Raw genomic sequence first — 22,002 nt, 5'->3', positions numbered from 1 at the left:
AAGCGGGATTCTTGTGCTTTCTTGCTGTGTAAGCCTTATCGCGGGGTAAGCCCGCTCCCACGTGTGGAACACTGGCGGCGTGGGAGCGGGCTTGCCCCGCGATAAGGTCCACACTGCCTGCGAGCCGCTTACGGACGACTAAGCTATCTAACTCAACTTGCCATGAGATCCCGCGCATGACCCAACCCTGGCCCGCCGCCGATATCGCCCGGATGATCCTCGATGGCTTCGACGACTACCGCGAGCATTTTCGCCGCATCACCCTCGGTGCCCGCGAGCGTTTCGAGCAGGCGCGCTGGCAGGACATCCAGCGTGCCGCGGCGGCGCGGATCAACCTCTACGAAGAGAAGGTCGCCGAGGTCAACGGCTGGCTGCGCCAAGGCTTCGAGACCTCCCAACTGCTGGACGTCGAGCAGTGGCCATTGGTGAAGAACGCCTACATCCGCCTGATCGACCCGCGGCTGGACGATGAGCTGTCCGAGACCTGGTACAACTCGCTGTTCTGCAGCCTGTTCAGCCATGACCAGATCAGCGACGGCTGCATGTTCATCCACACCACTCGCCCGTCCATGCGCGGCCACGAGCGCGCGGCGCAGACCCGCACCTATGCGCTGGACGGCGGGCTGAAGGGACTGTTGCGGGCGATCTTCGCCGATTACCGCTTCGATGTGCCCTACGGGGACCTGGAGGGCGACCTGTCGCGGCTCCAGGACCAGCTGCGTGAAAGCCTGCCCGATTGGGTGTGCAAGGACCCGGCGCTGGCGGTGGAGCTGTTCACCCCGGTGCTCTACCGCAACAAAGGCGCCTACCTGGTCGGACGCCTGTACACCCCGGACGAGCAGTGGCCGTTGGTGATCCCGCTGCTGCACCGCGAAGGCCATGGCATCGAGGCCGATGCGCTGATCACCGACGAGGCGGAGGTGTCGATCATCTTCTCCTTCACCCGTTCGTACTTCATGGTCGATGTGCCGGTGCCGGCGGAGTTCGTCAACTTCCTCAAGCGCATCCTGCCGGGCAAGCACATCGCCGAGCTGTACACCTCGATCGGCTTCTACAAGCACGGCAAGTCGGAGTTCTACCGCGCCCTGATCAATCACCTGGCCAACAGCGACGACCGCTTCATCATGGCGCCGGGGGTGCGCGGGATGGTGATGAGCGTGTTCACCTTGCCGGGCTTCAACACCGTGTTCAAGATCATCAAGGACCGTTTCTCGCCGTCCAAGACCGTGGACCGCGCCACGGTGATCGAGAAGTACCGCCTGGTGAAGAGCGTGGACCGTGTCGGACGCATGGCCGACACCCAGGAGTTCGCCGATTTTCGCTTCCCCCGCGCCAAGTTCGACCCCGACTGTCTCGCCGAACTGCTGGAAGTGGCGCCCTCCACCGTGGCGCTGGAGGGGGACACGGTACTCATTCGTCACTGCTGGACCGAGCGGCGCATGACCCCGCTCAACCTCTACCTCGAGCAGGCCAGCGAAGCCCAGGTACTGGAGGCGCTTGAGGACTACGGGCTGGCGATCAAGCAGTTGGCCGCTGCCAACATCTTCCCCGGCGACATGCTGCTGAAGAACTTCGGCGTCACCCGCCATGGCCGGGTGGTGTTCTATGACTACGACGAGATCAGCTTCCTCACCGAGGTCAACTTCCGCCATATCCCGCCGCCGCGCTACCCGGAGGACGAGATGTCGGGCGAGCCGTGGTACTCGATCGGGCCGCACGATGTGTTCCCCGAGGAATTTCCGCCGTTCCTGTTCGCCGATATCGGCCAGCGCCGCTTGTTCAGCCGACTGCATGGCGAGTTGTATGACGCCGATTACTGGAAAGGGCTGCAGGAGGCGATCCGGGCGGGGAAGGTGATCGATGTGTTCCCTTATCGGCGCAAGGGGCGCTGACTGGCGCCCAAACACGTCCCCCTGTAGGAGCGGCCTTGTGCCGCGAAAGGGCCGCGTAGCGGCCCCGGCAATTTTGCTGCGAAGCTGAAATCCTGGGGCTGCTTTGCAGCCCTTTCCGGCCGGTCCGACGCCTCGGCAAGGCCGCTCCTACACGGGGAATGCGTATGGCTTGACTTCAACCTCTCAGGCACTTGAGCTCACTGAAATCCGCCCGCACCTTGCCCAGGCGCTGCTGCAGGAACTGTTTCTGTGCAGGGCTGCTCTGCTTCATCAGATCGACCAGCAGGCTGCGTGCCTGCTGTTCACTGTTCTCATAGGCCTGACGGTACTCCGCCGTCCACAGGCTTTCCTTGCGCTGTAGCAGTTGCGCCAGGCGCGGTTCGAAGCCGGGCGTGGCGCGCTGGTCCATTGCCAGCACCAGCTGCTGCTGCCAGTGCGCGCGATTGGCGATCGACTGACGGTTCTGGTCGCCCAGGGCCTGGGACCAGCTCATTACCCGCAAGCGTTGCTGGGCGCTGAGCTCACCCAGCCAGGGTTCCAGACGCTTCTGCATGCGTGCGGCGCGTTGTTCGATCTGTTTGGGCAGCGGGGTTTCGTCGTAGGTTTTGCGGCGCTTGTCGATGTCGGCGCGAAACGCCTGGCGCATCTCGGCGACCTGGGTGTCGCTCATCCCGCGCAGCAGTTCGGTGGCCGATGGGGTGATCGCCGTGGCCACCCGGCCGATGGCCTGGCGGGCTTCGAGGGTGCGTTGCTCCAGGGCCTGGTCGGTGACTGCGTCTTCGGCCACCATCAGCCGCACCCGGTCGAGCCAGTCGAGGTAGCCGGGCAGCTGCGTCTTGCAGTGCCAGGCCAGTTGTTCTCTGAGCCGTTCGTCGAGCAGCTGTTTCTGCTCGCGGTTCATGTCCAGGTAGTCGTCCAGCGACCAGGGCACCAGGCGGTCAAGGTTGCGGTAGGCCAGGTCGATGCGGCTGCAGGCCACGAGGGCCAGGGCGAAGCCGATGACGAGCAGCAGGGCGTGGGTCAGGCGTCGGGGCATGAGCGAATCCTTGCACAGGCTGGCCAGCTGTGGACGCAAGGTGGGCCCGAGGGTTCCGGCGCATGCGCGCTCGGGCGGACGGGCGGGTCAAGTGTTAGAATAGCCGCCTTGTCTTGAGGATCTTCGGAAATGGCTCTGCTTGGGCGTTACAACAGTTTGCAAATCGTGAAACACGTGGAATTCGGCCTGTACCTGGACGGCGGTGCCGACGGCGAGATCCTCCTGCCACGGCGCTACTTCCCCAAGGATGCCGAACTCGAGCTGGACGACTGGCTCAATGTGTTCATCTACCTCGACAGCGAAGACCAGCTGATCGCCACCACCGAGAAGCCGAAGATGCAGGTGGGCGAGTTTGCCAGCCTCAAGGTCAAGGACATCAACGGCGCGGGCATCTTCCTCGACTGGGGCCTGTCCAAGGACCTGCTGATGCCGTACTCGGAAGAATCCCGGCCACTGAAAATCGGCGACTATTGCGTGGTTCACGCCTACCTGGACAAACGCACCCGGCGCATCACCGCCACCGCCAAGCTGGACCGCTACCTGGACCGCACTCCGGTGGACTACCAGGTCGGCCAGCCGGTCGAGCTGCTGGTGGCCGGTGAGACGCCGATGGGCTTCAAGGCGATCATCAACAATCGCCACTGGGGCCTGATCCACAAGAACGAAGTGTTCAAGTTCCTGCGCTCGGGCATGCACGAGAAGGGCTTCATCAAGGAAGTGCGCGCCGACGGCAAGATCGCCCTGAGCCTGCAACCGGTAGGCCAGGCCCTGGCCGACGGCTTGTCCGAGCAGATCATGCAGCGCCTGGAAGCCAATGGCGGCGTGTTGGCGGTGTGCGACAAGAGCGATCCGGCGCTGATCAGCCAGATGTTCAATGTCAGCAAGGGCAACTTCAAGAAAGCCATCGGCGCACTGTTCAAGCAGGGCCGGATCGTCATCCATGACGATCGCATCGAGCGGGCCTGATCAGGCCTGCACGAAGGTGCTGAAGTCCAGCTGCTCGCCACCCGGGCGGCTGTCGCGCAGCAGCGAGTCGCGGTCGGCGCTCAGGGCCAGGCTGATGGTCGAGCGGCGTTTGCCGGCGTTGCGCACTTCCATCTGCTCCTGGTGAGCACGCAGGAAGTTGGTCGGCACCTTCAGGTGCTGCAGTTCATCGGTTTCCGGGGTGTGCAGCAACAGGTTGACCCAGTCGGGCTGGCCTTTGCGCAGCAGCGCCACCGGCACCTCGAACCACCACAGGTTGCGCTTCTTGTCGAGGATGGCGAACAGGGTGTTGTCGCGGTCGAGCACTGGCCGGGTCAGTGCTGCGTTGCGCCGAGCGATGGCGGTGGGTTTGTCGAGTTTCATGCAGGTTCCTGCGGGTTGACGCTAGATTGGCCTGATATTGTGCGGGTGGGCTCATCGCGGGGCAAGTCGCATCGGCGCACCGCTGCTCCCACGGGGAAAGCGCGAAGCCGTTGGGTTGGGTCCAGGCAAACCAATTGAAACTCCTGCCGATGGCCGTGGGTCGATCAGTTGTCGACACGATTTCCCGTGTCTTTTCGGCAAGGAGACATCCCATGAGCGGCACCAAGGACAAAGCGAAAGGCCTGGCCAACGAGGCCGTGGGCAACATCAAGCAGGGCGTCGGCAAGGTGACCGACAACGACAAGCTGCGCGCCGAGGGCAAAGCCCAGGAGTTGAAGGGCGAGGCGCAGCAGGCCGTGGGCAAGGTCAAGGATGCTGTGAAGAAGCCTTGATCGCAGTGGCATTGTCGCGGGGCAGTGCGCTCTCATCCGGTGGGAGCGGGCTTGCCCCGCGATTGCGTTGTGCGTTCGGCAACGCGCCAGCGAACAGCACGCCCGCCGTCTGGTCTATTAGACTTGTTGCATTGCCACCCCGATCAAGCGGCGAAAGGAGACGCTATGATTTTCCCCGACCTGCGCGGCCTGCCCCTGCACCGCGTGCTGGTGCGCACCGTCAAGGAGTTCCTCGACGACGAGATGTCCACCTATGCCTCCGCGCTGGCCTACCAGATGCTGTTCTCGTTGTTCCCGTTCCTGCTGTTCCTGATCGCCCTGATCGGTTTCCTGCACCTGCCGGACTTCTTCTCCTGGCTGCGCCTGCAGTCCGAGCTGGTGCTGCCGCCCCAGGCCCTGGAACAGGTCAACCCGGTGATCGACCAGTTGCAGCAGTCCAAGGGCGGGCTGTTGTCGGTGGGTATCGTGATCGCCCTGTGGACCGCCTCGGCGGGCGTGCGCCTGATGATGAGCGCGATGAACGCCGCCTACGACGTGCCCGAAGGGCGACCGGTGTGGAAGCGTATCCCGCTGTCGATCATCTACACCGTCGGCGTCGCCGGCATGCTCCTGGCGGCCGCCGCGCTGATGGTGCTGGGGCCACAGGTCATGGAATGGATCGCCTCCCAGGTGGGCCTGGAGGAGGCGGTGGTGGTCGTCTGGACCATCCTGCGCTGGCCGGCGATCATCATGCTGATGATGGTGGCGGTGGCGCTGATCTACTATGTAATGCCCGATGTGAAGCAGAAGTTCCGCTTCATTACTCCAGGCTCGGTGCTGGCGGTGGTGGTGTGGATCGTCGCGTCGCTGGGCTTTGCCTACTACGTGAAGACCTTTGCCGACTACAACGCCATGTATGGCAGTATCGGGGCGATCATCGTGCTGCTGCTGTATTTCTACATCTCTGCCGCCGTGCTGCTGCTGGGGGCCGAGATGAACGCGGTGATCGAGCACATGTCCGCCGAGGGCAAGAATCCTGGCGAGAAGGAGTTTGCCCAGGACAATCCGCAACAGACCGTCACCGTGCTCGGCCATGAGCACCCGGTGACACCTGAACCCCAGACCCGCGAGCCGAATACCTGATGATCCGCGACATTCTCAAGATGGGCGACGAACGCCTGCTGCGCATCGCCCCGCCGGTGCCGGAGCACATGCTCGGCAGCCCCGAGCTCAAGCACCTGATCGACGACATGTTCGAAACCATGGCGCATGTTGGTGGGGTCGGCCTGGCCGCGCCGCAGATCGGCATCGACCTGCAACTGGTGATTTTCGGCTTCGAGCGCAGCGAGCGTTACCCGGACGCCGAGCCGGTGCCGCGGACCATCCTGCTCAACCCGGTGATCACGCCGCTGGCCACTGAGGTCGAGGACGGCTGGGAGGGCTGCCTGTCGGTGCCGGGCCTGCGCGGGGTGGTGCCGCGCTACAAGCACATCAGCTATTCGGGCATCGACCCCCAGGGCAACCCGATCAACCGCTTTGCCGATGGCTTTCATGCGCGGGTGGTGCAGCATGAGTGTGATCACTTGATCGGCCGCTTGTACCCCTCACGCATCCAGGACTTCAGCAAGTTCGGCTACACCGACGTGCTGTTCCCCGGGCTCGATGTGGCCGACGACTGATCCCGCACCAGCGCCACCAGGGCCTTGCTGCGCTGGTAACGGGCCAGGCGCGAGGCGAGGGCTTCGGGCAGCGTGGTGGCCGGGGTGAAGGCCAGGCGCTGGTAGAAGGGCGTCAGGTCCGGATGGCAGAACAGCCAGGTCGCGCAGGTGCTGTCGGCCAGCGCGGCCTCTACCAGTTGCGAGGCGATCTGCCGGCCACGCCATTGCGGGGCGACGAACAGGCCGGTCAGCCAGTAGCCGCCCTCTACGGGGGTCAGGTTCATTCCGCCGACGATTCCACCGCTGCGCGCGACCCACTGCTCGCCATCACCAGCGGCGCGCATGCGCGAGCCGTGCTGGCGATAGAACTGCTCCAGCAGGCGGCGCTGGATAGGGGGCAGAAGGGTGCAGGTCAGGGGCGGCATGCGTGGCTCACGCTGTAGGGCTCATCGCGGGGCCAGCCCGCTCCCACAAGGTCGCATGCAGCCTGTAGGAGCGGGCTTGTCCCGCGACAGGGCCCGTGCAGGAAAAATGACGGTGCTTTGTCGCAGATTGTTGCAAATCCGGCAAGGGTGAATAACCGACTTCGGGGTTCAACTATTCCGGCTGCGGAGTAGACTTTCACTCATCCCCCCGGCAGTACGATAAAGCGGGATCGGTACTTCGTGTCATCTTCGCAGTCGATGACAACTTCTCCGCGCCATTGACGGCATCAGAAGTCACGCGATCAGCTTGATAGCCATCAAGGTCGTTATCCATGAAAGCCTTACTGATTCTTGCATTGGTCGGTATGTCCTCGCTCGCCTTCGCGGACCAGGTCAAGACCGCAGACACCCAACCCGTGGTCGAGCAGTACGACTATTCCACCAACCTCGACATAAAGCGCGTGATCAGCCTGTCGACGATCCCCAACGTCTGTGAAGTGGTACCCGCCACCATGACCTACGAGGACCATCAAGGGCAGGTGCACACCCTTCAGTACCGTGCCCTGGGCGAGGGCTGCCGGCTGAATTGAGCCGTGCATAAAAAGGTTTGTGGGAGCGAGTTAACCTCGAGCCGTGCGCAATCCCGGTGGGAGCGGCCTTGTGTCGCGAAAGGGCCGCAAAGCGGCCCCGGCGACCTTCAAGCCAACACTGAAAGCTGGGGCTGCTACGCAGCCCTTTCGCGACACAAGGCCGCTCCCACAGGGACAGGTGTTAATCCCGAGCTCCCTGCAAGACAATTGCTCCCACGATCTGTAGCCCTTGCTTCAGCTGCGCCCGGCTGTGCGCCGCCGACAGGCTGACCCGCACCGCCCGCACACGCTCCGTGCCCACCGCGAACACACTGGCCGGCACGATCTCCACCCCTTGCTCCCGGCACCGGGCAACCAGCGTCTCGGCTTCTGCAGACGTGGTCAGCCAGGCATGGGGTGAAGGCACGCCGTCCACCGGCAGTGCATTACCCAGCAACGCCCGCGCCAGGCGCCAACGCTCGGCCAGCTCCTCCCGCTGCCAGGCTAGTCGCCGTGCGGCGGTCCCGTCCGAAATCCACTGGCAAGCGATGTGCAGGTTCAATGGCGACACCGACCAATGGGTGGCCTGGGCATAGGGATCAATCTGTTCCAGTAACGCTGACCGTGCCACGATCCAGCCCAGGCGCAGGCCGGCGGCCACGGTCTTGGACAAGCTGCTGATCAGTACGCCGCGGCCTTCGAGCAAAGGGTACAGCGGTGGCCGATCGGTCAAGGCGCCATACACGTCATCCTCGATCACCAGCAAGTCGTGGCGCCTGGCGACTTGCGCCAGCGCCTGGCGCCGGGCCTCGCCCATGCAGGCCCCGGTCGGGTTATGCAGGGTCGGGGTGGTCACCAGTACCCGCGCGCCACTGGCCCGCACCACGCGGTCCAGCTCGTCCGGGCGCAAGCCCTGTTCATCCAGGGCCACCCCCTGCACCGGCAGACGCAACTGTCGACAGGCCGCCTTGATGCCCGGGGCGGTCAACGCTTCGACCATCACCGGCTCGCCTGCCTGGCACAGTGACTGCAGCACCAGGATCAAGGCCTGTTGGGCGCCACCGCAGAGCAGCACCTCCTCGGGCCTCAGGTCCAGGCCGCGATTGGCCAGCCAGCGGGCGCCCTGGATCCGCCCCAGTAGCAATTGCTCCGGCCCCAGGTAATGGTCGAGCAGGGTGGTTTCACCCTGTTCAAGCAACCTGCGCAGGCTGTGTTCGAGGTCAAGATTGTGCGGATCGGCTACTGGCACGTTGGTCGACAGGTCGATCACCTGATGCTGGCGATCGGGCTGCTTGAGGCGAAACAGAGTCGCCTCCTTGCTGCTGGCTAGCACGTAGGTGCCACGACCCACTTCACCGGACACCAGGTGCCGCGCCGCAGCCTCGCGGTAGGCCTGTTGCGTGGTGCTCGGGTTCAGGCCCAGCGCCCAGGCCAGGCGACGCTGGGGCGGCAGACGTTCACCGGCTTTCAGTTCACCCTGTTCGATGGCGGCGGCGATGGCCTCGACCAGCGCCAGGTAGCGCGGCTGGTCGTTGGCGGGGAGGGATGGTGTCCACATGAAATTGCTACCCATGCAATATATGTTTGGACCCATACAATGGCCGGCGCTTAGGATCGGATCAAGCCCTGACGATGAAGGAAGATCACCATGTTCGACTTGCCCGCCCTGCGTGAAGCCGCCGACTTTGTTCACCAGCACGTTCCGCCGACCCCGCAGCATGCCTGGCCGCTGCTGGCCGAGCGGCTGGGTTGCCAGCTCTGGGTCAAGCATGAAAACCATGCCCCCACCGGTGCCTTCAAGGTGCGTGGCGGGCTGGTCTACGTGCGTTCCCTGCTGGCCGGTGGCGAAGTCCCCCGCGGGCTGGTCACCGCTACCCGCGGTAACCATGGCCAGAGCATGGCCCTGGCGGCGGGCCAGGCGGGTTTGCCGCTGGTGATCGTGGTGCCGGAAGGCAACTCGCGGGAGAAGAACGCCGCCATGCGTGCCCTGGGCGCGGAACTGGTGGAGCACGGCGTGGACTTCGACGTCGCCCGTGAGGAGGCGGCGCGCCTGGCCGGGGAACGCGGCTACCAGATGGTCCCATCGTTCCACCCGGAGCTGGTGCGCGGCGTGGCCACCTACGCCCTGGAGCTGTTCGAGGCGGTGGCCGATCTGGATTGCGTATATGTGCCGATCGGTATGGGCTCGGGCATCTGCGGGCTGATCCAGGCGCGCAACCTGCTTGGGCTGGACACCGAGATCGTCGGCGTGGTCTCCGCTGCGGCGGACGCTTATGCCCAGAGCTTCGAGCAGGGCCGCATCATCACCACTGCCAGCGCCAACACCTTTGCCGACGGCATGGCCTGCCGTGTGCCGCACCCCGACGCCTTCGCCCTGGTGCGCGAGCATGCCGCACGCATCGTGCGGGTGAGCGATGACGAGATCGCCGAAGCCATGCGCCTCTATCACGAGACCACCCACAACACCGCCGAGGGTGCCGGTGCCGCTGCCCTGGCCGCATTGATGCAGGAACGTGGGCGTCAGGCCGGCAAGCGTGTGGCGGTGGTGCTAAGTGGCGCCAACGTGGATCGCGGGCGCTATGCGCAGGTGTTGGCGGGGTCTGTCTGAGCGAGTGAACTTTCTTTCTGTACGGCAAGCGCCCCCTCGGGTTCAATGTGCACCCCTGAATACGCCCAGAGTGCGCCATGCCTTTCTCTAATGGATTTCTGCTCAGTTTGTCCCTTTGCCTGGATATCGGCGTGGCCAATATCGCCATGATCACCCTGGCCATGCAACGCGGGTTTCTCCAGGGGTTCTGGCTGGGCCTGGGTACCTGCGTCGGCGACCTGGTCTATGCAATTGCCGCGCTGGCCGGGATGACCGTGCTGTTGCAGTTCGAAAGCGTGCGCTGGGCCCTGTGGCTGGGCGGTTCGGCACTGCTGGTGTGGTTTGCCGTGAAGATGCTGCTGGCGGCTTGGCGTGGCGGGCACCTGGAGTCGCGGAGCGAGGTGGTGGTGGAGTCGGGCTGGCGCGAGTTCCTGCGCGGGATCTTCCTGGCCATGTCATCGCCCAGCGCGATCCTCTGGTTCGCGGCGGTGGGTGGGGTGCTGATCTCCAGGTCCGGTGGCGGCAGTCTGCTCGACGCGGGTCTGTTCCTCGGGGGCTTCTTCGCTGCCGGGTTGGCCTGGTGCGTGTCGCTGTGCGGCATCGCCAGCCATGGTGGGCGCTTGCTCGGTGATCGGCTGCTGACGTGGTCCTACCTGCTGTCGGCGGCCATTTTCTGCTATTTCGCGGTGTACGTGATTCTCTCCGGTTACCGTGAGTTCATCTTGCCTGCACCCGTTTGAGGCTAATCGGTCGCGCCCCTCGACTGATTTATTTCCAGGCGGCTGTCGATCTGCCGTTTTCCCGTTCGACCAGTGTTGAAAGCGTCACTACCAACCCTGATGAGTCTTCGGAGGAAACACCGATGAACACTGCAGCCGAGCGTGAACTGGAGCAACTGATCGAGCAGTGGATGCAAGCCGTGCGCGAGCGTGATGTCGACCGTATCGTTGCCCCCTACGCCGACGATATTGTCGCCTTCGACGCCATCCAGGCCCTGCAATTCAAGGGCAAGGCCGCCTACCGCGCCCATTGGGAAATGTGCATGGGCATGTGCACCGGGCCGATGGTGTTCGAATTGGCGCAACTGACCGTGCACGCCGACGGCGACCTGGGCCTGGCCCACTGGCTCAACCGCTGCGGGCCGTCCGATGATGAAAGCCAGTGCGGTTTCATGCGCGCCACTGTCGGCTACCGGCGCAGTGGCGGCCAATGGCAGGTCATCCATGAACACTGGTCAGCGCCGTTCGACATGGAAACGCAAAAAGCGCTGTTCAACCTCAAACCTTGAACACCCTCGACCGCCTATCGCCACCTCGCCCCGGAGACGATCATGAAATACCTGTGCCTGGTCTATTGTGATGAAGCGCTGTTGCACAGCCTGCCCGACAGCCCCGAGGACGCCGAATGCATGGCCTACGCCGAGGCCATCCAGGGCTCCGGGCGGATGATCGCCGCCGAGGCGCTCAAGCCCGTGCAGACTGCCACCACGGTGCGCGTGCGCGCCGGGCGCATGAGCCTGACCGACGGTCCGTTCGCCGAGACCAAGGAGCAGTTGGCCGGGTTCTACCTGGTCGATGCCCGCGACCTCAATGAAGCGTTGAATATCGCCAGGGGCATTCCGGCGGCACGGGTCGGCAGTGTCGAGGTGCGGCCGGTGCGTGAGTTGCAACCCTGACCCATGAGGAGAACCACGATGACCCAGGCATTGCGGGGCTGATGAACAGCGAAGCGCATGTGCGCGACGAAGTGGAGTCGGTGTACCGCCGTGACTCCCGGCGCATCCTGGCCACCCTGATTCGCCTGCTGGGGGACTTCGACCTGGCCGAGGAGGCCATGCATGACGCCTTCTTCATTGCCGTCGAGCGCTGGCAGCGCGATGGCATCCCGGACAATCCGCGGGCCTGGCTGGTTTCCGCCGGCCGTTTCAAGGCCATCGACGCCTTGCGCCGCCGCATCCGCTTCGACCGTTCCCAGGCGGACCTGATCATGCTGCTGGAGGGGGAGGCCCAGGACCCAGGTGAGCAGGAGCTGCTGGTCGATGACCGGCTGCGCCTGATCTTCACCTGCTGCCACCCGGCCCTGGCCTTCGATGCCCAGGTGCCGCTGACGTTGCGCGAGGTCTGCGACCTGACCACCGAGCAGATCGCCCGCGCCTTCCTGCAGAGCCCGGCGACCATCGCCCAGCGCATCGTGCGCGCCAAGGCCAAGATCCGCGATGCGCAGATCCCCTACCAGGTACCGGAACTGGGCGAGTTGCCGGAGCGATTGGAGAGTGTGCTGCGGGTGATCTACCTGGTGTTCAACGAGGGCTATTCGGCGTCTTCGGGCGAGGATGTCACCACGCGCGCGCTCACCGACGAAGCCATTCGCCTGGGCCGGTTGCTGGCGCAGTTGCTGCCGGATGCCGAAGTGCTGGGGCTGCTGGCGTTGATGCTGTTGCAGGCCTCGCGGCAGAACGCGCGCAGCGATGCCCGCGGCGAACTGGTGCTGCTCGATGAGCAGGACCGCGGCCTGTGGGACCGGGCACAGATAGAGGAGGGCAGCCAGTTGGTGCGCCAGGCACTGAGCAGCCGGGAGTTCGGCCCCTACAGCGTGCAGGCGGCGATTGCCGCACTGCATGCCGAAGCGCCCAGCGCCGAGGCCACCGACTGGGACGAGATTGTCGGCCTGTACGATGTGTTGCAGCGCCACTGGCCGTCACCGGTGGTGGAGCTGAACCGGGCAGCAGCCCTGGCCCGGCGCGATGGTGCGCAGGTCGGGTTGCGGGCGGTCGAGGCGATTCTCGAGCGGGGCGAGCTGGGCGACTATCACCTGGCCCATGCTGCGCGGGCCGAACTGCATCGGCAGTTGGGCAATACCGCGCAGGCCCGCGAGGCCTGGCAGCAGGCGCTGACGCTGACCCGGCAGGGACCGGAGCGCCGGCATATCGAGCGACGCTTGCGCGAGCTGGGGTGAGCGCCTACAGGTAGTCTTCAGGCTAGGCACAATACCTGTAGGAGCGGCCTTGTGTCGCGAAAGGGCCGCAAGGCCGCTCCTACAGTGACCGTGAGAATCTCAGCTGGCAACGAATTCCGGCGGGCTCACCAGCTCGACGGTCTGCTGCTTGCGCGGCGCGAGGATCTCGGCTTCGCCGGCGACCACCAGTTCGTCGTTCTGGTTGTACACGTTGGTGGCGATACGCACCTTGAACTTGGGCAGCTTCTCGAGGATCTCCAGGCGCACGGTCAGCTCGTCGCCGATCTTCACCGGCTTCTGGAAGCTCATCTGCTGGCCCAGGTAGATGGTGCCAGGGCCAGGCAGGGTGCAGGCCACTGCGGCGCTGATCAGCGCGCCACTGAACATGCCATGGGCGATGCGTTCCTTGAACATGCTCTTGGCGGCGAACTCGGCATCCAGGTGCACCGGGTTGTGGTCGCCGGACATGGCGGCGAACAGCTGGATGTCGCGTTCTGCCACGGACTTCTTGTATTCAGCTTTCTGGCCGACTTCGAGGGCTTCGTAAGGCGTGTTGGTGACCTGGGTCATCAGGGGCTTCCTTGTGGAACGGACGAGCCTGCCGATCATTCACTGCGGGCAGGGCGGCCAAGGGCCAGCGCCTGCTCCAGCCAGCCGATGATCTCGGCGGTGACCTCGTCGCGATGGGTTTCGTTGAGCACTTCGTGGCGTGCGCCGGGGTAGATGCGCAACTGTACATGACGGTTGCCGGTCGCGCGCAGGGCGTCGGCCAGGTGGGTGAGACGCTTGCCGGCACTCACCGGATCACATTCGCCGCCCAGCACGAAGATCGGCAGGTTCGGATCGATCTGCGCCAGGTTCTTCTTCTGACTGATCTGCGCCAACCCCTGCAGCAGGTCGAGCCACAGCTGGTTGCTGCAGCGAAAGCCGCACAGCGGATCGGCGATGTACTTGTCCACCTCCGCGGCATCACGGCTGAGCCAGTCGAAAGCCGTGCGGTTGGGCTTGAACGCCTTGTTGAACGAGCCGAACGACAGCCAGTCGATCAGCGCGCTCTTGCCCAGCGGGCCCTGGCGCCAGGCCTCGAGACGGGCAATCAGGCGCGCCGCGCGGTACAGCGCCACCGGCTGGAAGTTCGAACCGCTGAGGATCGCGCCCTGCAGGCTGGCGCTGTGGTGCAGCAGGTAGGCCTGGCCGATGTAGCTGCCCATGCTGTGGCCGAACAGGAACAGCGGGGTTCCCGGAAACTGCTGGCCGATGTGCTGGGCCAGCAGGCCCAGGTCATTGAGTACGGCATTCCAGCCATTTTGCCGGGCGAACAGGCCTAGGCTGCCCAGTTCGGCGGTGCGGCCGTGGCCGCGCAGGTCGGGGGCGAGCAGGCCGTAGCCGGCCGCGTTGAGAGCATGGCCCAGGCGCTGGTAGCGCCCGGCATGCTCGGCCATGCCATGGGCCAGCAGCACCACGGCCTTGACCGGAGTGGCCGGCAGCCATTGGTGGACATAAAGGCTGCAATGCTCGCTGGCGGGGAGCCAGAAGGCGTCGTGGGGCATGGCGGGTCCTTGCGCGCGGAGGTTGCCCAACAGTGTATGCGCAAAGCCGTCGATTGCAGGAAGGGCAGAAAAGAGATTCACAATGTTAATGGCGGCACTTGGCGTATTTGCCACCTTCGACAGAGCTGCTAACTTCGGCTGAACACCTTTTTGCCAGCAGGCGATCAGGTCAGGGATGTCCCGGCAGAGGAACAACAATAAATGCAAGCCGATTTCTGGAACGACAAGCGCCCGGCGGGCGTACCTTCCACCATTGACATGAAGGCCTACACATCCGTCGTCGACGTCTTCGAGCGCTGCTGCAAACGCTTCGCCGACCGTCCGGCGTACAGCAACCTTGGCGTCACCTTGAGCTATGCCGATCTCGAGCGCCATTCGGCCGCCTTCGCCGCCTGGCTGCAACAGCACACCGAACTGGTGCCGGGCGACCGCATCGCGGTGCAGATGCCCAATGTCCTGCAATACCCCATTGCGGTGTTCGGCGCCATGCGCGCCGGCCTGATCGTGGTCAACACCAACCCGCTGTACACCGAGCGCGAGATGCGCCATCAGTTCAAGGACTCCGGCGCCCGAGCCCTGGTGTACCTGAACATGTTCGGCAAGCGCGTGCAGGAGGTGCTGCCCGATACCGGCATCGAGTACCTGATCGAGGCGAAGATGGGCGACCTGCTGCCGACGGCCAAGGGCTGGCTGGTCAACACCGTGGTCGACAAGCTGAAGAAGATGGTGCCGGCCTATCAGTTGCCCCAGGCTGTGTCGTTCAAGCAGGTTCTGCGCCAGGGGCGCGGGCTCACTCACAGGCCGGTGGCACAAACCCTGGAGAACATCGCGGTGCTGCAGTACACCGGCGGCACCACCGGGCTGGCCAAGGGCGCCATGCTCACCCACGGCAACCTGGTGGCCAACATGCTCCAGGTGCTGGCCTGCTTCGGTCAGCACGGCCCCGATGGCCAGCCGCTGATCAAGGAAGGGCAGGAGGTGATGATCGCGCCGCTGCCGCTGTACCACATCTATGCCTTCACCGCGAACTGCATGTGCATGATGGTGACCGGTAACCACAACGTACTGATCACCAACCCCCGGGATATTCCCGGTTTCATCAAGGAGCTGGGCAAGTGGCGGTTCTCGGCGCTGGTGGGCTTGAACACGCTGTTCGTCGCGCTGATGGACAACCCGGGCTTCAAGTCGCTGGATTTCTCCGCGCTGAAGATCACCAATTCCGGCGGCACCGCGTTGGTCAAGGCCACCGCCGAACGCTGGGAGGCCCTCACCGGTTGCCGCATTGTCGAAGGCTACGGCCTGACCGAAACCTCGCCGGCGGCCAGCACCAACCCCTATGGCCAGCTGGCGCGCCTGGGGACCGTGGGGCTGCCGGTGCCCGGCACGGCGTTCAAGGTGATCGACGATGAAGGCCACGAGCAGCCGCTGGGCGAGCGTGGCGAGTTGTGCATCAAGGGGCCGCAGGTGATGAAGGGTTACTGGCAGCAGGTTGAGGCCACTACCCAGGTCCTGGATGCCGAAGGCTGGCTGAAGACCGGCGATATCGCCGTCATCGATCCGGACGGTTTCACCCGCATCGTCGACCGCAAGAAGGACATGATCATCGTCTCGGGCTTCAACGTGTATCCCAACGAGATCGAGGACGTGGTGATGGGCCACCCGCAGGTGGCCAGTTGCGCGGTGATCGGCGTGCCGGACGAGCGCACCGGCGAGGCGGTGAAGCTGTTCGTGGTGCCAAGGGCGGGCGGGGTGAGCGTCGATGAGCTCAAGGCGTTCTGCAAGACCAACTTCACCGGCTACAAGGTGCCCAAGCACATCGTGCTGCGCGAATCGCTGCCGATGACCCCGGTGGGCAAGATCCTGCGTCGGGAGTTGCGTGACATCGCCTGATTGTAGGCCCGCGATTGTGTCATCTCTGACAGCGTCGTCGCCCAGGCTGACGCAATCGCGGGGCAAGTCGCATCGGCGCACCGCCGCTCTCCCCGACTCTCTCTAGAGCGGGGCTTTCAGGCGGTTTCGCGACATTTTGTATAATTACTCTAAAAATGACCTGTATTGTTCATTGAGTCATTTTCGTGACCTGTCGGCCCATTTCGGCCTCTAGGCGACCCCTTGCAAAGCTGTTACTCTCGGCGCGCTTTCAGAGGATCCGGTTTGCAATGAGCCGGCCTCTCATATCAATAATAAGCGCATCGACGCGTACCGAATTCGCTGTTGCTGAAGGAGCGGGCTTCCATGATCGAACATTTTTGGAAGGATAAGTACCCAGCCGGGGTCACGGCGGACATCAATCCTGACGAATTCCCCAATATCCAGGCGGTACTCAAGCAATCCTGCCAACGCTTTGCCGACAAACCTGCCTTTAGCAACCTGGGCAAGACCATCACCTACGGTGAGCTGTACACCCTGTCCGGCGCCTTCGCCGCCTGGCTGCAACAGCACACCGACCTGAAGCCGGGTGATCGCATCGCGGTCCAGCTGCCCAACGTCCTGCAGTATCCCGTTGCCGTGTTCGGCGCCATGCGTGCCGGCCTGATCGTGGTCAACACCAACCCGCTGTACACCGCGCGGGAGTTGGAGCACCAGTTCAACGATTCCGGAGCCAAGGCCCTGGTGTGCCTGGCCAACATGGCGCACCTGGCGGAAAAGGTGGTGCCCAAGACCCAGGTCAAACATGTCATTGTCACCGAAGTGGCCGACCTGTTGCCACCCCTCAAGCGCCTGTTGATCAACAGCGTCATCAAGTACGTGAAGAAAATGGTGCCGGCCTACCACCTGCCGGGCGCCGTGCGCTTCAACGATGCCCTGGCGCTGGGCAAGGGCGGCGCGGTGACCGAGGCCAACCCGCAGTCCGGCGATGTTGCGGTGCTGCAGTACACCGGCGGCACCACTGGCGTGGCCAAGGGCGCGATGCTCACCCACCGCAACCTGGTTGCCAACATGCTACAGTGCCGTGCGCTGATGGGCTCGAACCTGCACGAAGGTTGCGAGATCCTCATCACCCCGCTGCCGCTGTACCACATCTACGCCTTCACCTTCCATTGCATGGCCATGATGCTCATCGGCAACCACAACGTGCTGATCAGCAACCCGCGCGACCTGCCGGCCATGGTCAAGGAACTGGGCAAGTGGAAGTTCAGCGGCTTCATCGGCCTCAACACACTGTTCGTCGCCCTGTGCAACAACGAGACGTTCCGCAACCTCGACTTCTCGGCGCTGAAGATCACCCTGTCCGGCGGCATGGCCCTGCAACAGAGCGTGGCCGAGCGCTGGAAGACGGTGACCGGCTGCGCCATCTGCGAAGGCTACGGCATGACCGAGACCAGCCCGGTGGCGGCGGTCAACCCGACTTCGGCCAACCAGCTGGGGACCATCGGCATCCCGGTGCCGTCCACCCTGTGCAAGATCATCGACGACAACGGCCAGGAATTGCCCCTGGGCGAGGTGGGCGAGCTGTGCATCAAGGGGCCGCAGGTGATGAAGGGCTACTGGCAGCGTGAAGATGCCACCGCCGAGATCATCGACAGCAATGGCTGGCTGAAGACCGGCGACATCGCCCTGATCCAGCCGGACGGCTACATGCGCATCGTCGACCGCAAGAAGGACATGATCCTGGTGTCAGGCTTCAATGTGTACCCCAACGAGCTCGAAGATGTGCTCGCCGCGCTGCCGGGCGTGCTGCAGTGCGCGGCCATCGGCATCCCGGACGAGAAGTCCGGCGAGGTGATCAAGGTGTTCATCGTGGTCAAGCCGGGCATGACCCTGACCAAGGAACAGGTGATGGAGCACATGCGCGCCAACGTCACCGGCTACAAGGTGCCCAAGGCCATCGAGTTCCGCGACGCGCTGCCGACCACCAACGTCGGCAAGATCCTGCGCCGTGAGCTGCGCGACGAAGAGCTGAAGAAGCAGGGCCTGAAGAAGATCGCTTGATCTGCAGGCTGCGCGGTCGGTGTAGGAGCGGCCTTGTGTCGCGAAAGGGGTGCGAAGCACCCCCATCGTTTGATGCGTTGTCGCTGAAATCCCGGGGCTGCTTTGCAGCCCTTTCGCGACACAAGGCCGCTCCTACAGAGAGGTTGCGGCTCAGCGCAGCTTTTCAAGCATCTGGTAATACCACATCCCCGCCGCCAGCAACGGATTGCCCAGCAGGTCGCCCATCGGTACCTTGATGTGCCGGCACCCGGCAAAGGTATCGAACTTCTCCAGCGTCCCGGTCAGCGCCTCGGCCATGATCTCGCCCATGATGTGGCTGGTGGCGATGCCATGCCCGGAATACCCCTGGCAGTACCAGACGTTGTCCGACAGCTTGCCCAGCTGCGGGATGCGGTTGACCACGATGCCCATGGCGCAGCTCCACTGGAACTCGATCGGCACGCCCTTGAGCGCCGGGAATGTGCGCTCGATGCACGGGCGCAGCTCGCCTTCGATGTCCCGCGAGTCGCGCCCGGAGTAGTTGGCGCCGCCGCCGAACAGCAGGCGCTTGTCGGCGGTCAGGCGGTAGTAGTCGAGGACGAAACGGCAGTCGTACACCGCCAGGTCCTGCGGGTTGATCTGCTCGGCCAGCTCGCCCAGCGGCGCGGTGGTGACGATGCCACCCATGGCCGGGAAGATCTTGCCCTTGAGCTGGCGCTTCTCCAGCTTGTGATACACATCGCCGGCCAGCATCACCTGACGTGCCTCGATCCGTCCCTGGGCGGTGACCACCGCCGGGCGCGGGCCGTGGACGATCTCCAGCACCTCGGAGTTTTCAAACACCAGCGCACCCAGCCCGTGGGCGGCGCGGGCCTCGCCCAGGCACAGGTTGAGCGGGTGCAGGTGCAGGTTGCGGCGGTTCTTCAGCGCGCCGAGGTACAGCGGGCTTTGCAGGTGGCGTTGCATGGCGCTGCGGTCGAGCAGTTGTACCTGGTCACCCATCCCACGGCGCTGGGCCTCGGCCTCGAAGGCGCGCAGCTCGTTCATGTGCGACGGTTTCATCGCCGCGTGCAGGTGGCCGTGCTTGAGGTCGCACTGGATGCCGTAGCGCTCGACGCGCTGCTCGATGATCTGGTGGCCGCGCCAGCGCAGGTGCCAGATGAAATCGTCCACCTCGGCGCCCAGCCGGTCGCGCATCTGCGTGCGCATGGCCTCGTCGCCCGACAGGCTGCCGGTGACCTGGCCGCCGTTGCGCCCGCTGGCGCCCCAGCCGATGCGGTTGGTCTCGACGATGGCCACTTTCAGGCCACGCTCGGCCAGCTCCACGGCGGTGGCCACGCCGGTGAAGCCGCCGCCGATGATCGCCACATCCACCTGCACCGTGCCCTTGAGCGTGGGGTATTCGGTCGTGTCGTTGAGGGTGGCGCTGTAATAGGACGGCGCGCGCTGGGCCGGGCCGTTGTTCACTGCTGCGTTCATGCTTGTTCCTTCTTGTAATCTCGTGGGCATCAGGCCTGGTGCAGGTACCAGCGCCAGTCCTGCTCGCCGACCTCGGCCATGAACTGGCGGTACTCGGCGCGCTTGACCTTGAGGTAGACGCCGAGGAAGGCCTCGCCCAGCGCCTCCCGGGCCCAGCTCGAATTTTCCAAGGCCTCGAGGACGGTTAGCCAGTCGGTGGGCAGGTGTTCGCCGGCCTGGGCATAGCCGTTGCCCTCGACCGGGGCGCCGGGATCGAGTTGTTCACGGATGCCCTGGTGGGTGGCGGCGAGGATCGCCGCGGCGGCCAGGTAGGGGTTGGCGTCGGCGCCGCAGATGCGGTGCTCGATATGCCGGCTGTTGGCCGGGCCGCCGGGCACGCGCAGGCTGACGGTGCGGTTGTCCACGCCCCAGGTCGGCGCCAGCGGCGCATAGCTGTTGGCCTGGAAGCGGCGGAACGAATTGGCGTTGGGGCAGAACAGCAGCAGCGATTCGCGCAGGTGACGCAGCATGCCGGCCACCGCATGATGCAGCAGCGGGGTGCCGGCCTTGTCCTCGCTGGCGAACAGGTTGTTGCCGGCAGCGTCCGCCAGGCTCAAGTGCATGTGCATGCCGGTGCCGGCCAGCTGGGCGAACGGCTTGGCCATGAAGCAGGCCTGCATGCCGTGGGCGTTGGCGATGCCCTTGACCAGGCGCTTGTAGCGCACGGCCTGGTCCATCGCCTCGAGTGCGTCGCCGTGTTCCAGGGTGATCTCCACCTGGCCGGGCGCGTATTCGGAGATCGCCGTGCGGGCCGGGATGCCCTGGGCCTTGCAGGCGGCATAGAGGTCGGCGAGGAAGGGTTCGATCTGCTCCAGCTCGCGCAGGCCATACACCTGGGTCCCGCGTGGACGCCCGCCGTCGCTGTCCAGCGCCGGCTGCGGCCGGCCCTGGGCGTCGCGCTGCTGGTCGAGCAGGTAGAACTCCAGCTCGCAGGCCATCACCGGGTGGAAACCATCGGCCTTGAGCGCGTCGATCACCCGCAGCAGCACATGGCGCGGATCGGCCACGCTGGCCGGCAGGCCTTCGCTGGGGTGCATGCTGACCTGCACGGCGGCGGTCGGCACCCGGCGCCAGGGCAGGCGCACCAGGCTGCCGTCCAGCGGGTATGCGCGGCAGTCGATGTCGCCGACGTCCCAGACCAGGCCGGAGTCTTCGACATCGTCGCCGTTGAGGGTCAGGCCGAGGATGGTGCTGGGCAGCGGGCGGCCGCTTTCGAACACCGCCAGCAGCTCCTCGCGGTGCAGCAGCTTGCCGCGGGGCACGCCGTTGGCGTCGAGGAGGAACAGCTCGATCAGGTCGATATCGGGGTTGTCGGCCAGGAAACGCCTGGCTTGCTCTGCGGGGGCAAAGTGCATGGTGGATTCGCTCTGGGGCACACGTGACCGCCGCGCAGGCGAGCGGTCAGGCTGAGTCAATCGGCCAGAAGGCGGCCGGGTCGGGTCAGGAGTGCGTGAGCGACGTGTCCGGTGGGCGCGCGTGGCGGCAGTGCCACAGCGCCCAGAACGCCAGGATGATATGGACCAGCGGATTTTCACCGGCACGGGCCCGGGCCTTCGGCAGCGAAGGGTAGGGCAGCGGGCGGGCAATCATCGGGTCGGGAAGCATCCCTGGATACTCACATGGCCTGTAAGGTTGATTAAAGCAGTGAATGGCGACGTTCATTCCGGTGGCAGCTAAACATTGGCAAGGTTTGTTCGCCGCGTCGCAGCAGCTTAGGAAGCTTCCCACAGTTTTCTCGGACCTAGGCTAATTGGCAGGTGGCGCGCCAGCGGTGAAAGTCCCTTTCTTTGTAGGAATGGTCAGGGATCGCCATGCAAGCGCAAAGGACTTATCAGGTAATCGCCCATCTGACATAGGTCCTCAGACGTCCAGCCTGATGTTCATCATTTGATTGAAGGGTAGCCATGACTGAGATCTTTCTCCTTACCCTTTATGGGCTGGTCGCCGGCCTATTGCTTGACTGGGCATGTCGCTCACCAACGCTCAGAGGCTGCGTCTGCGTGGCGTTGATGGCAACTGGCATAACGGCGTGCACACAACTTGGCGAGCGTGAATTCTTGCGGCTGGATGGGATGTACTGGTGGATTCTTTGTGATGCAGTTGCAACGCTGCTGTTTTTCAAGCGCTCCCGCTATTTCGAGCGTGATCGCGACTGAACGGCGGGCACAGGCAGCATCGATTT

Annotated in this window: 22 protein-coding genes; 14 read left to right on the top strand and 8 right to left on the bottom strand. The window is 64.5% G+C overall.

Translation table 11 applies throughout. From position 1 onward, the window contains the following. The first annotated feature begins 176 nt into the window (after nt 1-176). Nucleotides 177-1,892, top strand: coding sequence for a bifunctional isocitrate dehydrogenase kinase/phosphatase (gene aceK, locus DMX06_RS21075; protein WP_110739180.1), 1,716 nt, complete (start codon nt 177-179; stop codon nt 1,890-1,892). Nucleotides 1,893-2,067: 175 nt separating this feature from the next. Here the strand turns inward: aceK and DMX06_RS21070 are convergent, their stop codons facing one another. Then, nucleotides 2,068-2,928 (bottom strand): DUF6279 family lipoprotein, encoded by an 861-nt coding sequence (locus DMX06_RS21070; RefSeq protein ID WP_110739179.1) that lies wholly within the window; start codon nt 2,926-2,928, stop codon nt 2,068-2,070. A gap of 129 nt (nt 2,929-3,057) precedes the next feature. Between DMX06_RS21070 and DMX06_RS21065 the strand changes: the two genes are divergently transcribed. Beyond that, nucleotides 3,058-3,894: a CvfB family protein gene (locus DMX06_RS21065; protein WP_110739178.1), complete on the top strand. Its 837-nt coding sequence runs from the start codon at nt 3,058-3,060 to the stop codon at nt 3,892-3,894. On the opposite strand, the gene DMX06_RS21060 is transcribed toward DMX06_RS21065, so the two are convergent. Further along, nucleotides 3,895-4,275 (bottom strand): hypothetical protein, encoded by a 381-nt coding sequence (locus DMX06_RS21060; protein WP_110739177.1) that lies wholly within the window; start codon nt 4,273-4,275, stop codon nt 3,895-3,897. Nucleotides 4,276-4,487: 212 nt separating this feature from the next. Between DMX06_RS21060 and DMX06_RS21055 the strand changes: the two genes are divergently transcribed. The 3 genes from DMX06_RS21055 (at nt 4,488) to def (ending at nt 6,325) form a co-directional block, all read left to right on the top strand. Beyond that, nucleotides 4,488-4,667, top strand: coding sequence for a CsbD family protein (locus DMX06_RS21055; protein ID WP_023629533.1), 180 nt, complete (start codon nt 4,488-4,490; stop codon nt 4,665-4,667). A gap of 165 nt (nt 4,668-4,832) precedes the next feature. Continuing rightward, nucleotides 4,833-5,789, top strand: a complete 957-nt coding sequence (locus DMX06_RS21050; protein ID WP_110739176.1) for a YihY/virulence factor BrkB family protein — start codon at nt 4,833-4,835, stop codon at nt 5,787-5,789. After that, nucleotides 5,789-6,325 (top strand): peptide deformylase, encoded by a 537-nt coding sequence (gene def / locus DMX06_RS21045; RefSeq protein ID WP_110739175.1) that lies wholly within the window; start codon nt 5,789-5,791, stop codon nt 6,323-6,325. Before DMX06_RS21050 ends, def begins: the two co-directional genes overlap by 1 nt. Here def and DMX06_RS21040 read toward each other — a convergent pair. Then, nucleotides 6,280-6,729: a GNAT family N-acetyltransferase gene (locus DMX06_RS21040; protein ID WP_110739174.1), complete on the bottom strand. Its 450-nt coding sequence runs from the start codon at nt 6,727-6,729 to the stop codon at nt 6,280-6,282. The two genes, def and DMX06_RS21040, sit on opposite strands and share 46 nt — an antisense overlap. Before the next feature lie 332 nt (nt 6,730-7,061). Between DMX06_RS21040 and DMX06_RS21035 the strand changes: the two genes are divergently transcribed. Further along, nucleotides 7,062-7,319, top strand: a complete 258-nt coding sequence (locus DMX06_RS21035) for a DUF2790 domain-containing protein (RefSeq protein WP_028693053.1) — start codon at nt 7,062-7,064, stop codon at nt 7,317-7,319. A gap of 181 nt (nt 7,320-7,500) precedes the next feature. On the opposite strand, the gene DMX06_RS21025 is transcribed toward DMX06_RS21035, so the two are convergent. Further along, complete coding sequence (locus DMX06_RS21025) at nt 7,501-8,856, bottom strand: aminotransferase-like domain-containing protein (RefSeq protein WP_110739196.1); 1,356 nt, start codon at nt 8,854-8,856, stop codon at nt 7,501-7,503. Between the two features lie 90 nt (nt 8,857-8,946). On the opposite strand from DMX06_RS21025, the gene DMX06_RS21020 reads away from it, so the two are divergent. From DMX06_RS21020 to DMX06_RS21000, 5 genes are all read left to right on the top strand, one after another. Next, entirely contained in the window at nt 8,947-9,906 is a 960-nt protein-coding gene (locus DMX06_RS21020; protein ID WP_110739172.1) for a threonine dehydratase, read from the top strand. A gap of 77 nt (nt 9,907-9,983) precedes the next feature. After that, entirely contained in the window at nt 9,984-10,625 is a 642-nt protein-coding gene (locus DMX06_RS21015) for a LysE family translocator (RefSeq protein WP_110739171.1), read from the top strand. A 122-nt stretch (nt 10,626-10,747) separates the two neighbouring features. Continuing rightward, nucleotides 10,748-11,173, top strand: a complete 426-nt coding sequence (locus DMX06_RS21010) for a YybH family protein (protein WP_110739170.1) — start codon at nt 10,748-10,750, stop codon at nt 11,171-11,173. 42 nt (nt 11,174-11,215) lie between these two features. Then, nucleotides 11,216-11,560 (top strand): YciI family protein, encoded by a 345-nt coding sequence (locus DMX06_RS21005; RefSeq protein WP_110739169.1) that lies wholly within the window; start codon nt 11,216-11,218, stop codon nt 11,558-11,560. A gap of 41 nt (nt 11,561-11,601) precedes the next feature. After that, entirely contained in the window at nt 11,602-12,840 is a 1,239-nt protein-coding gene (locus DMX06_RS21000) for an RNA polymerase sigma factor (RefSeq protein WP_110739168.1), read from the top strand. Nucleotides 12,841-12,939: 99 nt separating this feature from the next. On the opposite strand, the gene DMX06_RS20995 is transcribed toward DMX06_RS21000, so the two are convergent. Then, a complete protein-coding gene (locus DMX06_RS20995; RefSeq protein ID WP_028693061.1) occupies nt 12,940-13,410 on the bottom strand; it encodes a MaoC family dehydratase in 471 nt (156 codons plus the stop codon). Nucleotides 13,411-13,445: 35 nt separating this feature from the next. Continuing rightward, a complete protein-coding gene (locus tag DMX06_RS20990) occupies nt 13,446-14,390 on the bottom strand; it encodes an alpha/beta hydrolase (RefSeq protein ID WP_110739167.1) in 945 nt (314 codons plus the stop codon). 201 nt (nt 14,391-14,591) lie between these two features. Here DMX06_RS20990 and fadD2 point away from each other — a divergent pair, with 201 nt between their 5' ends. After that, nucleotides 14,592-16,280: a long-chain-fatty-acid--CoA ligase FadD2 gene (gene fadD2, locus DMX06_RS20985; RefSeq protein WP_110739166.1), complete on the top strand. Its 1,689-nt coding sequence runs from the start codon at nt 14,592-14,594 to the stop codon at nt 16,278-16,280. Nucleotides 16,281-16,625: 345 nt separating this feature from the next. Beyond that, complete coding sequence (fadD1, locus tag DMX06_RS20980; RefSeq protein ID WP_110739165.1) at nt 16,626-18,323, top strand: long-chain-fatty-acid--CoA ligase FadD1; 1,698 nt, start codon at nt 16,626-16,628, stop codon at nt 18,321-18,323. Between the two features lie 150 nt (nt 18,324-18,473). On the opposite strand, the gene DMX06_RS20970 is transcribed toward fadD1, so the two are convergent. Both DMX06_RS20970 and DMX06_RS20965 read right to left on the bottom strand, forming a co-directional pair. Beyond that, a complete protein-coding gene (locus DMX06_RS20970) occupies nt 18,474-19,781 on the bottom strand; it encodes an NAD(P)/FAD-dependent oxidoreductase (RefSeq protein ID WP_110739163.1) in 1,308 nt (435 codons plus the stop codon). Between the two features lie 29 nt (nt 19,782-19,810). After that, nucleotides 19,811-21,175: a glutamine synthetase family protein gene (locus DMX06_RS20965; RefSeq protein ID WP_110739162.1), complete on the bottom strand. Its 1,365-nt coding sequence runs from the start codon at nt 21,173-21,175 to the stop codon at nt 19,811-19,813. Between the two features lie 549 nt (nt 21,176-21,724). Between DMX06_RS20965 and DMX06_RS20960 the strand changes: the two genes are divergently transcribed. After that, nucleotides 21,725-21,976 (top strand): hypothetical protein, encoded by a 252-nt coding sequence (locus DMX06_RS20960; protein WP_110739161.1) that lies wholly within the window; start codon nt 21,725-21,727, stop codon nt 21,974-21,976. The last annotated feature ends 26 nt before the right edge of the window (nt 21,977-22,002 follow it).

The sequence above is a fragment of the Pseudomonas mosselii genome, from assembly GCF_003205295.1.
In the GTDB taxonomy this organism is placed as follows: domain Bacteria; phylum Pseudomonadota; class Gammaproteobacteria; order Pseudomonadales; family Pseudomonadaceae; genus Aquipseudomonas; species Aquipseudomonas mosselii_B.
This window is presented reverse-complemented; position numbering and strand designations above follow the sequence as displayed.

Bases quoted from the DNA above. Each gene is read 5' to 3' on its own strand.
- aceK (WP_110739180.1), top strand. From the start codon at position 177: ATGACCCAACCCTGGCCCGCCGCCGATATCGCCCGGATGATCCTCGAT.
- DMX06_RS21070 (WP_110739179.1), bottom strand. From the start codon at position 2,928: ATGCCCCGACGCCTGACCCACGCCCTGCTGCTCGTCATCGGCTTCGCC.
- DMX06_RS21065 (WP_110739178.1), top strand. From the start codon at position 3,058: ATGGCTCTGCTTGGGCGTTACAACAGTTTGCAAATCGTGAAACACGTG.
- DMX06_RS21060 (WP_110739177.1), bottom strand. From the start codon at position 4,275: ATGAAACTCGACAAACCCACCGCCATCGCTCGGCGCAACGCAGCACTG.
- DMX06_RS21055 (WP_023629533.1), top strand. From the start codon at position 4,488: ATGAGCGGCACCAAGGACAAAGCGAAAGGCCTGGCCAACGAGGCCGTG.
- DMX06_RS21050 (WP_110739176.1), top strand. From the start codon at position 4,833: ATGATTTTCCCCGACCTGCGCGGCCTGCCCCTGCACCGCGTGCTGGTG.
- def (WP_110739175.1), top strand. From the start codon at position 5,789: ATGATCCGCGACATTCTCAAGATGGGCGACGAACGCCTGCTGCGCATC.
- DMX06_RS21040 (WP_110739174.1), bottom strand. From the start codon at position 6,729: ATGCCGCCCCTGACCTGCACCCTTCTGCCCCCTATCCAGCGCCGCCTG.
- DMX06_RS21035 (WP_028693053.1), top strand. From the start codon at position 7,062: ATGAAAGCCTTACTGATTCTTGCATTGGTCGGTATGTCCTCGCTCGCC.
- DMX06_RS21025 (WP_110739196.1), bottom strand. From the start codon at position 8,856: ATGTGGACACCATCCCTCCCCGCCAACGACCAGCCGCGCTACCTGGCG.
- DMX06_RS21020 (WP_110739172.1), top strand. From the start codon at position 8,947: ATGTTCGACTTGCCCGCCCTGCGTGAAGCCGCCGACTTTGTTCACCAG.
- DMX06_RS21015 (WP_110739171.1), top strand. From the start codon at position 9,984: ATGCCTTTCTCTAATGGATTTCTGCTCAGTTTGTCCCTTTGCCTGGAT.
- DMX06_RS21010 (WP_110739170.1), top strand. From the start codon at position 10,748: ATGAACACTGCAGCCGAGCGTGAACTGGAGCAACTGATCGAGCAGTGG.
- DMX06_RS21005 (WP_110739169.1), top strand. From the start codon at position 11,216: ATGAAATACCTGTGCCTGGTCTATTGTGATGAAGCGCTGTTGCACAGC.
- DMX06_RS21000 (WP_110739168.1), top strand. From the start codon at position 11,602: ATGAACAGCGAAGCGCATGTGCGCGACGAAGTGGAGTCGGTGTACCGC.
- DMX06_RS20995 (WP_028693061.1), bottom strand. From the start codon at position 13,410: ATGACCCAGGTCACCAACACGCCTTACGAAGCCCTCGAAGTCGGCCAG.
- DMX06_RS20990 (WP_110739167.1), bottom strand. From the start codon at position 14,390: ATGCCCCACGACGCCTTCTGGCTCCCCGCCAGCGAGCATTGCAGCCTT.
- fadD2 (WP_110739166.1), top strand. From the start codon at position 14,592: ATGCAAGCCGATTTCTGGAACGACAAGCGCCCGGCGGGCGTACCTTCC.
- fadD1 (WP_110739165.1), top strand. From the start codon at position 16,626: ATGATCGAACATTTTTGGAAGGATAAGTACCCAGCCGGGGTCACGGCG.
- DMX06_RS20970 (WP_110739163.1), bottom strand. From the start codon at position 19,781: ATGAACGCAGCAGTGAACAACGGCCCGGCCCAGCGCGCGCCGTCCTAT.
- DMX06_RS20965 (WP_110739162.1), bottom strand. From the start codon at position 21,175: ATGCACTTTGCCCCCGCAGAGCAAGCCAGGCGTTTCCTGGCCGACAAC.
- DMX06_RS20960 (WP_110739161.1), top strand. From the start codon at position 21,725: ATGACTGAGATCTTTCTCCTTACCCTTTATGGGCTGGTCGCCGGCCTA.